At 62.5% G+C, this 9,072-nt stretch carries 9 protein-coding genes; 3 read left to right on the top strand and 6 right to left on the bottom strand.

Features of this window, described 5'->3' with window-relative positions; genetic code table 11:
• From AYR66_RS09680 to AYR66_RS09665, 4 genes are all read right to left on the bottom strand, one after another.
• The coding region (locus tag AYR66_RS09680) for a hypothetical protein (RefSeq protein ID WP_206047120.1) at nt 1-189 on the bottom strand (189 nt) is incomplete at its 3' end.
• Entirely contained in the window at nt 186-2,219 is a 2,034-nt protein-coding gene (locus AYR66_RS09675; RefSeq protein WP_088707324.1) for a transglutaminase TgpA family protein, read from the bottom strand. The genes AYR66_RS09675 and AYR66_RS09680, both read right to left, overlap by 4 nt.
• Nucleotides 2,216-3,154, bottom strand: coding sequence for a DUF58 domain-containing protein (locus AYR66_RS09670; protein ID WP_088709718.1), 939 nt, complete (start codon nt 3,152-3,154; stop codon nt 2,216-2,218). The genes AYR66_RS09675 and AYR66_RS09670 overlap by 4 nt, the downstream gene beginning before the upstream one ends.
• A 71-nt stretch (nt 3,155-3,225) precedes the next feature.
• The gene (locus AYR66_RS09665; protein ID WP_088707323.1) at nt 3,226-4,146 is read right to left on the bottom strand and encodes an AAA family ATPase; all 921 of its coding nucleotides are present in this window, start codon (nt 4,144-4,146) and stop codon (nt 3,226-3,228) included.
• 146 nt (nt 4,147-4,292) lie between these two features.
• On the opposite strand from AYR66_RS09665, the gene AYR66_RS09660 reads away from it, so the two are divergent.
• From AYR66_RS09660 to AYR66_RS09650, 3 genes are all read left to right on the top strand, one after another.
• Entirely contained in the window at nt 4,293-5,231 is a 939-nt protein-coding gene (locus AYR66_RS09660; protein ID WP_088707322.1) for a histone deacetylase family protein, read from the top strand.
• A gap of 61 nt (nt 5,232-5,292) precedes the next feature.
• Nucleotides 5,293-6,213 carry a ribosome biogenesis GTPase YlqF gene (gene ylqF / locus AYR66_RS09655; protein WP_088707321.1) on the top strand — a complete coding sequence of 307 codons (921 nt, stop codon included), beginning with the start codon at nt 5,293-5,295 and terminating at the stop codon, nt 6,211-6,213.
• Nucleotides 6,206-6,988: an enoyl-CoA hydratase gene (locus AYR66_RS09650; protein ID WP_206047119.1), complete on the top strand. Its 783-nt coding sequence runs from the start codon at nt 6,206-6,208 to the stop codon at nt 6,986-6,988. The genes ylqF and AYR66_RS09650 overlap by 8 nt, the downstream gene beginning before the upstream one ends.
• Before the next feature lie 101 nt (nt 6,989-7,089).
• Here the strand turns inward: AYR66_RS09650 and groL are convergent, their stop codons facing one another.
• Complete coding sequence (gene groL / locus AYR66_RS09645) at nt 7,090-8,733, bottom strand: chaperonin GroEL (protein WP_088707319.1); 1,644 nt, start codon at nt 8,731-8,733, stop codon at nt 7,090-7,092.
• 36 nt (nt 8,734-8,769) lie between these two features.
• Nucleotides 8,770-9,060, bottom strand: a complete 291-nt coding sequence (gene groES / locus AYR66_RS09640) for a co-chaperone GroES (RefSeq protein ID WP_088707318.1) — start codon at nt 9,058-9,060, stop codon at nt 8,770-8,772.
• Between the last annotated feature and the right edge of the window lie 12 nt (nt 9,061-9,072).

Raw genomic sequence — 9,072 nt, 5'->3', positions numbered from 1 at the left:
CTGCGTGAAGTTGGCAACCTCGCCCGCCTCGTCCGGGTTTGCAGCCACCTTGCGCAGCTTCGCGCCCTGGGTTGTTGCCTTTCGCGCCTGCTTGCCGGACTGTTTCGGCGATGCATCGGCAGGCAGGGTGAAGGTGAGGAGCAGGGAGGAGAGCAGGACTGCGGGTACGGCGGGTTTGAAAAACATCATCGACATTTGGCTGAGAGGGATTTGAGTCTGGCAACGGCAGCGGTGTGCGCGAGGCCGCTCGCGCCGTAGCGCACAGTTTCATAGAGATCGAGGAAGCGCGCAAGCGCTGCCTTCTGCTCCGGCGGCAAAGGAGACGCTGCCGATGTCAATCGGGCACGGTAATCGCGCGGACCTTCATGCAGGGCGCGCGGAAACCCCTTGCGGGCCAGTCGCTTGCAGAATGCGTCATACACCGCTTCCACCGGATCGCGTTTTGTTTCGTGCAGCAACAGCGGCACGACCACGATTCCCACGGCCACGACGACAGAGAAGAACAGCAGGGTCACCATGGTGCGCCAGTCGACTTCGTCGAAGCCGAGCGACTTGATGAAATTGCGCTGCTGTTGCGGGGTGTAGTTGAGCACCCACTGGTTCCATGCATTGCTGGCCGCGTCCCATCCCTGGCGCAGGCGCTGCAGGCCGGTGAACAAGGCATTGCCCGAAGGATCGAAGGTGATCAGCCCGCCGAGGAACTGCCGGGGAAGCGCAGTGCCGAGGTTGCTCTCGATACGCTCCGGCGCTACGGCCGCCGTTGGATCGACGCGTACCCATCCGCGGTTTTCCAGCCATACCTCGGCCCAGGCGTGGGCATCCGATTGGCGGACAACGAAGTAGCCGTCCGCGGGGTTCAGCTCGCCGCCCTGGTAGCCGGTGATGACACGCGCGGGAATCCCGGCGGCGCGCATGAGGACGACAAAGGCCGCAGAGTAATGTTCGCAGAAGCCGGCGCGCGTGGTGAACAGGAACTCATCGACGCTGTCCCTGCCCAGCAGCGGCGGCTGCAATGTGTAGCGGAACGGTTCCGTCCTGAATTGGCGCAATACTGCGGTGACAACCTGGCCGTCGTCCATCAGCCGCTTGCGCATGTCCACGCCGAGCGCAATGGTGCGCGGATTGAAGCCCGGGGGCAGTTCCAGCCATTGGGCCAAGGCTGCCGGCGCTTCATTCGGATTCAGGTCGTAATCGAGGTGGGAAACGGCGTCATAGCGCAGTCGTTCGTTGATCGGGGCAACAGCCAGCAGCTGCATGTCGCGCGTGAGGCGGGCGGTGTTGGACGTGATCGCGGGCACGGTGCGGGGAATGTCGAGCACGAACAGCCACGGCTTGCCGTGCGGTTCGAGCGTCACTTGATAGCGAACGGCGTCGTCGCGCAGGTTGATCCTGGCGCCTCCCGGCACCCGGTGGCGCTGCGGGAACCATTTCCTGCCGTCGAATCCGCCGAGCACGGGGCCGCGCCAGTAGAGCTTTGTCTTGGCCGGAGGCGGTCCCTCGAACCGCACGCGGAAAGCGATATCGTCCGATTGCGCCAGGTTCTGGATGTTGCCCGGCTCCATCGTGTCCGACAGCCCGGTGCGGCCCGCATTCGCGTCACCGGGCATGCCCCATAGCGGTCCCTGGATGCGCGGAAACAGCAGGAACAGTGCAAGCGTCACCGGCGCCGCGAGCAGCAGGATGGTTGCGCCCATGCGCAAGCGCTTCTTCAGCGGCGGCACCGCGCCGGTGAACTGGAAGGACACCTGCGTCGTCAGGATCGCAATCACGGCGACCAGGGTCAGCAGCGCCATGCCGATCGATTGTGAGTAAAAGAAGCTCGACAGGATCAGGAAGAAGCTCAAGAACAGCGCGACGAACAGGTCGCGTTTGGCATGCATTTCCAGCAGCTTGAGCGCCAGCAGGATCGCCAGCATCGCCACGCCGGGTTCGCGGCCGAATACTGAGCGGTAGGTGAGGTAGACGCCGCCCATGGTCACGAAGGCAAGGGGCAGCAGCAGCCAGCGCGGCGGCAGGCGGTTGCCGCGAAAGGTGATCCATCCGCGCCAGGCGAGCAGGATCGCGCACACCGGCATGATCCAGCCCGGCAGGTGGCTCGCATGCGGCAGCAGCACCAGTGTGCATGCCCCCAGCAGCAACAGGATGTCACCCTTGTCGCGCGTCATCGGGCGGTTGCCCCCGAGCGGCGAAGACCTCTGATCGAGGAAGGGCAGCTTCATGATGGCAGTCCGTGCAGCGCCAGTGCGCGCAGGCAGGCATCGCGATGTGCGGGGCCGTGCGCGGCGGGCAGGGAGACATGGCCGAGCTGGAAGGCATACGCGAGGCCGCGGGCTTCCGCTTCCATCACCCAGCGCGTCATGCGCGACAGCTTCAGTTCGGCGTCCATGCCACGCGGCAGCGCGTTGATGTCGATCATGATCTCGGTCGCCGCGCCGCCTTCGAAATGCTTGGTCACCAGTGTGCCGCCGGCCTCCACATCGACGCGCGCGATGTGACGCCATGCCAGCCGCTTCAGTGAGTCGCCCGCCTGGTAACCGCGTATGCCGGCGAAATCGTCATTGCCGGCTTGGCCCTGGCCGTCGTCCAGTTCCACGCCCGCGAAGGGAAGGGGCGGCGCATCGTCTTCTGGGCGCGGGTACACGAGGGCTTTGGCGTCTGGTTGCCAGTAGCTCCAAGCGCGCAGCAATCCCAGCGGGAAGCGCGTCTGCAACCGCACGCGCGGCGCCGGTAGCCAGCCGCGATGGATGGCCGCCGTGGACAGCAAAACGGTCGATGTTGCGTTGGCGGATACATCCACCGGCTGTGCCAGTTCGGGGCGGTCATCATGGACGAAATCCAGCCAGATCGCGTAGCGGTCATGCTTGCGGCGGTTGATGAGGTGCAGTTCAAACTGTGCCTCTTCCCCTGCAAAAACAGGCGCCGCGCGGCCGGCCTTCAGGTGCAGGTGCGCGAGGTTGCGGAAGGTCAGGTGCATGTCGATCAGCGCGCAGCCGGCGATCAGGAAGGTGAAGGCAAATCCGAGGCTGAGGTTGTAATTGACCGACCCGAGGAACATCGCGATCAGCATCAGGCAGAACAGCAGTCCCGGATGTGTAGGCACGATGAAGACCCGACGCTGGTGCAGGAACACTTCGCCGGATTCGGCGCCGTTCATGCGGAACAGCCATTTACTGAGCCGCCCGCGGATCGCGTGTTCCAGCCTCGCGTAGAGGGACAGTTTTTTCTTCACACCGGAACGGATTTCATCAGTTGCAGCACCAGGTCGCGGCTTCCCAGCGCGGAGCTGCCTCCGGACTTGAGCGGACGCAGGCGGTGCGCGGCGACCGGCACCAGTACCGCCTGTACATCTTCCGGAATGACATGGTTGCGTCCTTCCAGCGCCGCCCAGGCGCGCGCCGCATGCAGCAGGGCGATGGTGGCGCGCGGACTCATGCCTTCGGCAAACATGCCGCTCTGGCGCGAGGCCTGCGCCAGTGCCTGCACGTAATCGATCAGGGCGGGGGACGCATGCACGCCTTTCAATGCGGCTTGCGCGGCGGCCAGTTCCTCTGGATGCATCGCGGTTGGCAGCGACTTCAGCATCACGCGGCGGTCTTCGCCCATCAACAATGCACGTTCCGCCGCGGCGTCGGGATAGCCGAGCGACAGGCACATCAGGAAACGGTCCAGCTGTGACTCGGGCAGCTGGAAAGTGCCTATCTGGTGCGTGGGATTCTGCGTGGCGATGACGAAGTAGGGGCTGGGCAAGTCGCGCGTAACGCCGTCGGCAGTGACTTGCCGCTCCTCCATTGCTTCCAGCAGCGCCGATTGCGTCTTCGGCGTGGCGCGGTTGATCTCGTCGGCAAGCAGCACTTGTGTGAATACCGGGCCGGGATGGAACACGAAGCCGTTCTTTTCTCGGTTGAAAATCGAGATGCCCACCACATCGGCCGGCAGCAGGTCGCTGGTGAATTGCAAGCGGTTGAACTTCAATCCGAGCGAGATCGCCAGTGCATGCGCCAAGGTCGTCTTGCCCACGCCCGGCACATCCTCGATTAGCAGGTGTCCGCCGGCAAGCAGGCAGACCAGCGACTGGCGGATTTGCGTGTCTTTTCCAACGACGACCTGGCTGACCTGCTTTGCAACGGCGTGGAGTTTATCGAACATGGATCATCCGTGAATGGGCGGGAGCGCTGTAAAAAGCCGCAAATGATATTTTCTTCGCTACACTATAAGACAACTCTTCCGGTTGCCGCATGCCGGCACCGACACACGGATTCTATGCGAGAAATTTCCGCCGCGTTCCTGGACACATGACGACCGCCTTTTACTCCCATCCCGATTGCAAGCGCCATGAAATGGGACCATGGCATCCGGAATGCCCCGCACGGCTGCAGGCAATCGAAGACCAGATCATCGCCAGCCGCATCAAGGACTTCCTCGATTACCGTGAGGCGCCCGCGGCCGACCTCGCCGCCATCGAGCGCGTGCACACACGCGAAGCCATCGAGCGTGTCCGTATGAACGTCGAGTCGCTGCAAGGCATCGGCTCCGGCTATTACCCGATCGATGCCGACACCATGCTCAACACCCATAGCTGGACCGCCGCTCTGCGCGCCGCCGGCGCTGCCATTGCTGCCACTGACGCGGTGATTGCCGGGGAGCTGGACAATGCCTTTTGTTCCATCCGGCCGCCGGGACACCATGCCCGTCCGACGGAAGCGATGGGCTTTTGCCTTTTCGGCAATGTTGCCATCGCGGCAAAGCATGCGCTCGAGGTGCACGGGCTGAAACGCGTGGCGATCGTCGATTTCGACGTCCATCACGGAAATGGCACCGAGGAAGCCTTCCTCGACGACCCGCGCGTGCTCATGGTCAGTTTCTTCCAGCACCCGTTCTATCCGTACACGGCGCTGCATGAGTCGGACCACATGGTCAACGTGCCGGTGCCGGCCTATACCAAGGGTGACACGGTACGCCGGCTGGTAGCGGACAAGTGGCTTCCGGCACTGAACGCGCACAAGCCGGAAATGATCTTCATTTCCGCCGGATTCGATGCCCATCGCGAGGACGACATCGGCCAGATGGGCCTGGTGGAAGCCGATTATGCGTGGATTACCAAGGAAATCATGTCGGTCGCGCGCGAGCATGCCAATGGCCGCATCGTCAGCTGTCTCGAGGGCGGGTATAACCTTTCCGCGCTGGCACGCAGTGTTGTTGCACATATCAAGGCGCTGGCCGACCTCGACTAGCGTGGGGGCGGGGGCGGCCAGCAGGTAAAATAGCGGCTTGCCCCACCAACCTGATTCACGCATGTCCATTCAATGGTTCCCCGGTCACATGAACGCCGCCCGCAAGAAGGCGGCGGAGTCCATGGAAAAGACCGACCTCGTCGTCGAAGTGCTGGATGCGCGCCTGCCCGTCGCCAGCAGCAATCCGATGATCGAGCAATTGCGCAAGCACCGCCAGCGCCCCTGCCTCAAGATCCTCAACAAGGCTGACCTTGCCGATCCTGCCGCCACCAAGGCGTGGCTGGAGCATTTCAGCAAGCAGAAGGACGTGCACGCCGTTGCGCTCTCCTGCAAGAAACCATCCGACGTGGCCAAGGTGCCCGGTCTGGCGATGCGCCTCACGCCGCACCGCGGTACGGCGCTCAAGCCGCTGCGCATGATGATCATGGGCATTCCCAACGTCGGCAAGTCGACGCTGATGAATGCGCTGCTCAAGAAGCGCGTGGCCGCCGTCGGCGACGAGCCGGCCGTGACCAAGGCGCAGCAGCGCCTCTACCTCGGCAACAACATGGTGCTGGTCGACACGCCCGGCATGCTGTGGCCGAAGATCGAGCATCCGACCGATGGCCTGATGCTGGCCGCCAGCCACGCGGTGGGTGTCAACGCAGTGATCGAAGAAGAGGTTGCGACCTTCCTCGCCGACCTGCTGCTGGCGCGCTATCCGCAACTGCTGACCGCCCGCTACGGCTTCAAGACCGATGAGCTGGACGGCGTGGCTGTCATCGAAGGCATCGCCCAGCGGCGCGCGTTCCGCGTCAAGGGCGGTGACCTGGATTTTGAAAAGGCGGCGCATACGCTGCTGATCGATTACCGCAGCGGCGCACTGGGCCGCATCAGCCTCGAGACGCCGCAGAACCGCGCCGAGCTGCTTGCCAGCTACCAGCCGCCGCCGACCCTCGGATTACCCAAGGACGAAGAGGAGGATGAGAGTGACGATGAGTGACAATCAGGCTTACGCGCTGAAATCCGTTTCCGGCGGCGTCGCGACGCTGACACTGAACCGCGGCGACAAATTCAATCCGCTGTCGGAAGAAATGCTTGCTGCGCTGCAGTCCGAACTGGATGCGGTGAAGGCCGACGATGCGGTCCGCGTGGTCGTGCTGGCCGCCGCAGGCAAGGCATTTTGCGCCGGCCATGACCTGAAGCAGATGCGCGCCGAGCCTTCCGAGGAGTATTACAAGAAGCTGTTCAACCAGTGCAGCAAGGTGATGCTGACCATCCAGCAAATGCCGCAGCCGGTGATCGCCCGGGTGCAGGGCATTGCGACGGCCGCCGGTTGCCAGCTGGTGTCCATGTGCGACCTCGCGGTGGCGGCGAAGGAAGCCAAATTCGCGGTGTCCGGCGTGAACTACGGCTTGTTCTGCTCGACGCCTTCGGTCGGCCTGTCGCGCAACGTCTCGCGCAAGCAGGCGATGGAAATGCTGCTCACGGGCGAGTTCATCGATGCGGAGACGGCGCGCGAACGCGGACTGGTCAACCGGGTCGTCGCGGCGGAAGAACTGGATACGGAAATCGGCAAGCTCACCGCCAGCATCCTCGCCAAGCCGGCCGTCGCGATTGCGATGGGCAAGCAGCTGTTCTACAAGCAGCTCGAGATGGGTATCGGCGCCGCCTACCAGCTGGCGGGGCAGACCATGGCCTGCAACATGATGGATGAGGCAGCGCTGGAAGGCGTGCAGGCTTTCATCGAGAAGCGCAAGCCGGCCTGGTCGAAATAAGCCGGACCGGCAAAAACAAAAAAGCCCGCAGGACGAATCCTGCGGGCTTTTTTGTTTGACGGACAGCGTAGAAGGCGTTACCGCCTTCCACCGGTCGGCAATTACATCATGTCCATGCCGCCCATGCCACCCATGCCGCCCATACCAGCCGGGCCAGCGGCCGGCTTGTCTTCTGCCAGTTCGGAAACCGTGCAGTCGGTGGTCAGCATCAGGCCGGCGATCGACGCTGCGTTTTGCAGTGCCGAACGGGTGACCTTGGCCGGATCCAGAACGCCCATTTCGACCATGTCGCCATAGGTGCCGTTGGCAGCGTTGTAACCGAAGTTACCCTTGCCTTCGATAACCTTGTTCACGACGACGGATGCTTCTTCGCCGGCGTTGGTGACGATCATGCGCAGCGGCTCTTCCATGGCGCGCAGGACGATCTTGATGCCGGCTTCCTGATCGGCGTTGTCGCCCTTCAGGCTGATGTTGGCGCGAGCGCGGAGCAGGGCAACGCCACCGCCAGGAACGATGCCTTCTTCAACGGCAGCACGGGTTGCGTGCAGCGCGTCTTCGACACGTGCCTTCTTTTCCTTCATTTCGACTTCGGTGGCTGCGCCAACCTTGATCACTGCAACGCCGCCTGCCAGCTTGGCAACGCGCTCTTGCAGCTTTTCACGGTCGTAGTCGGAAGTTGCTTCTTCGATCTGGACACGGATCTGCTTGACGCGTGCTTCGATCGCAACTGCCTGGCCTGCGCCGTCGATCAGGGTGGTGTTTTCCTTGCCGATTTCGACGCGCTTGGCTTGGCCGAGATCATTCAGGGTTGCCTTTTCCAGGGTCAGGCCGACTTCTTCAGCGATGACCTGGCCGCCGGTCAGGATGGCGATGTCTTCCAGCATGGCCTTGCGGCGGTCGCCGAAGCCCGGAGCCTTGACGGCGCAGGTCTTCAGGATGCCACGGATGTTGTTCACAACCAGGGTTGCCAGCGCTTCGCCTTCGATGTCTTCAGCGATGATCAGCAGCGGACGGCCAGCCTTGGCGACTTGTTCCAGTACCGGCAGCAGGTCACGGATGTTCGAGATCTTCTTGTCGAACAGCAGGACGAACGGGTTTTCCAGGATAGCGACTTGCTTTTCCGGGTTGTTGATGAAGTACGGGGACAGGTAGCCGCGGTCGAACTGCATGCCTTCGACGATGTCGAGTTCGTCGTTCAGGGACTTGCCGTCTTCAACGGTGATGACGCCTTCCTTGCCGACCTTTTCCATTGCTTCAGCGATACGGTCGCCGATGGATGCGTCGGAGTTTGCGGAGATCGAGCCGACCTGGGCGATTTCCTTGGAAGTGGTGCAGGGCTTGGCGATCTTCTTCAGTTCGTCGACGGTTGCAGCGACAGCCTTGTCGATGCCGCGCTTCAGGTCCATCGGGTTCATGCCGGCGGCAACGTACTTCATGCCTTCGCGGACGATGGCTTGTGCCAGAACGGTCGCGGTGGTGGTGCCGTCACCGGCGTTGTCGGAGGTCTTGGATGCGACTTCCTTCACCATTTGCGCGCCCATGTTCATGAGCTTGTCTTTCAGTTCGATTTCCTTGGCAACGGAAACGCCGTCCTTGGTGACGGTCGGGGCGCCGAAGGAGCGCTCGAGGACAACGTTGCGGCCTTTCGGGCCCAGGGTGACCTTGACGGCATTGGCGAGGATGTTGACGCCTTCAACCATCTTGTGACGGGCGGCATCGCCGAAAACTACGTCTTTAGCTGCCATATTCGTTACTCCTTAATTATTGGGTAGGGATTCGTATTACTTCTGGACAATAGCCATGATGTCTTCTTCGCGCATGACGAGCACTTCCTCGCCTTCGACCTTCACGGTCTGGCCGGAGTACTTGCCGAACAGCACGACGTCGCCAACTTTCACGTCAAGCGCGCGGACCTTGCCGTCTTCCAGGATCTTGCCGTTGCCGACGGCCAGGACTTTGCCCTGGTCCGGCTTTTCAGCAGCTGCATCCGGGAGAACGATGCCGGACGCAGTCTTGGTTTCCTGGTCGAGGCGCTTGACGATGACGCGATCGTGCAAAGGACGAAGGTTCATACAAACTCCTTA

Source organism: Noviherbaspirillum denitrificans (genome assembly GCF_002211445.1).
GTDB classification, from domain to species: Bacteria; Pseudomonadota; Gammaproteobacteria; order Burkholderiales; family Burkholderiaceae_D; genus Noviherbaspirillum; species Noviherbaspirillum denitrificans.
This window is presented reverse-complemented; position numbering and strand designations above follow the sequence as displayed.